Annotated in this window: 1 protein-coding gene; it reads right to left on the bottom strand. The window is 66.6% G+C overall.

Annotation, left to right across the window (positions count from 1 at the left end):
- Positions 1–193: 193 nt before the first annotated feature.
- A partial coding sequence (locus G4L39_RS05420) for a helix-hairpin-helix domain-containing protein (RefSeq protein WP_484497196.1) occupies positions 194–1,740 on the bottom strand: 1,547 nt, incomplete at its 5' end.

Below are 1,740 nucleotides of genomic sequence, written 5' to 3'. Positions count from 1 at the left end.
CGGCGGCGGAGGAGGCGGCTGTGGGGTGCCCGGGGTTTGTGGGGGGCCGGTGGGGTCGGTGGCGCGTGCGGTTATGGGGCTTTTTTCTGCGGTGGTTTTGTCCGGCTGTGATCGTGGTGCTCCTGGTGCAGTGGGTGCGTATGGTGTTGAGGTGAGTGGGGGTGGGGGCGACGGGCCGGGTTGGGCGTGGGGCTCAAGCGATGGCGGGGAGGGCGGCTTGGTGGGAGGTTGGGTCAGGGGCGGTAGCCGGCCGGTGGGGTGAGGATCGGCGGCGGGGCGGGCCGGCCCGTTCCACCCGCAGGGTGAATCCGCATCCGTTTTCGAAAGGTTCCACCCTGCCGGTGACTTCCAGCACCGGGTACCGGAGGGTGACCGGTCCGTAGGTGCGGTAGGTGGGGGCGAACAGTTCGGTTTCCACCATGCCGGTCCAATCGGCCAGGGTGAGGAACTTCATGGGTTCGCCGGTGATCTGGTGGTGGACTCGTTGTTCGACGACCAGACCGCAGGTGGTGACCTGTTGGCCTGCGTGTTCGGCCAGGCACGAGACCGGGCAATAGGATTCCCATGCGATGTCCGGGTACAACGCCAGGGGATGTGCGCTGACGGGGAAGCCCAGCAACTCGAGTTCGTCGGCCAGGCGTTCCTGGAGCGTGGGTTGGCGGGCCGGGAGGTTCACGTGGGCGGGGATACCGGAAGTGAAAGGGGCCTCGGGTGCGAGTTCGGGGAACAGCCAGCCCTGGGTGGGGCGGTCGTTGGAGGTGCGGTGTCGGAGCAGTCGCCGGACTTCCCAGAACTGGGCGGTTCGCGGAAGGTTCCAGCCGTCGAAGGCACCCACGCGGACCATGGCTTCCAGTTCTTCGGGCAGGGGCTGCACCCGTTGGTAAAAGTCGGCCATGGAGGTGAACGGGGCGCGGGCCCGTTCGTCCAGGAGACGGTCCCGGGTTTTCTCCGTGAGGTTTTTCAAGCGGGTCAGCGGGACCCGGATGGCGGGTCGCGGATGGGTTTCCACTTCGAAGCGCGGGCCGGGTTGGTTCACATCAGGTCGGAGCAACGGCACGCCCAGGCGATGGCATTCGAGGACGTACACCAGGGGGTCGTAGAATCCCTTGCCCTGGGTGAGGACGGCGGCCATGAAATCGGCCGGGAAATAACATTTCAGCCAGGCGGACTGGTAGGCTTCCACGGCGTAGGCGGTGCTGTGGGCCTTGCAGAAGGAGTAACCGGCGAAATTGCGGACCATGGACCAGACGGTGGCGATGAGGTCTTCGGGGTGTCCGCGGGCGCGGGCGGCCCGGTGAAACTCGCGACCGAGTGCGTCCACCCGGGCCATGTGTCCCCGGCTCAGTGCCCGTCGCAACTGATCGGCCTGGCCGGGGGACAAACCGGCGAAGCGTTCGCAGATCAACAGGATATGTTCCTCGTAGATGACCAGGCCCCAGGCATCTCCCAGGCACTCGGCCAGGATGGGGTGGGGATATGTGACGGGTTCGAGTCCCTGGTACCTGCGGGTGAAGCGCAGTTTGTTTTGTTCGTTGGCTGCGCCGGGTCGGATCACGCTCACCAGGGCGATCAATCCTTCGATGTTGTGGACCCGGCTCATGCGGCAGAGTGAGGTCATGGCCGGCGATTCGATGTGATGGACGGCCCGGGCACCGCCGCTGGCGATCAGGGTCCACACGCGGCGGTCGTCGAAGGGGGCTTCGGACAGGGGTGGGGGCGGTGTGGAGGAGGGGGGATGCG

The sequence above is a fragment of the Limisphaera ngatamarikiensis genome (genome assembly GCF_011044775.1).
GTDB classification, from domain to species: domain Bacteria; phylum Verrucomicrobiota; class Verrucomicrobiia; order Limisphaerales; family Limisphaeraceae; genus Limisphaera; species Limisphaera ngatamarikiensis.
The sequence above is the reverse complement of the archived record's forward strand: the minus strand, read 5'-3'. Positions and strand labels throughout refer to the sequence as shown.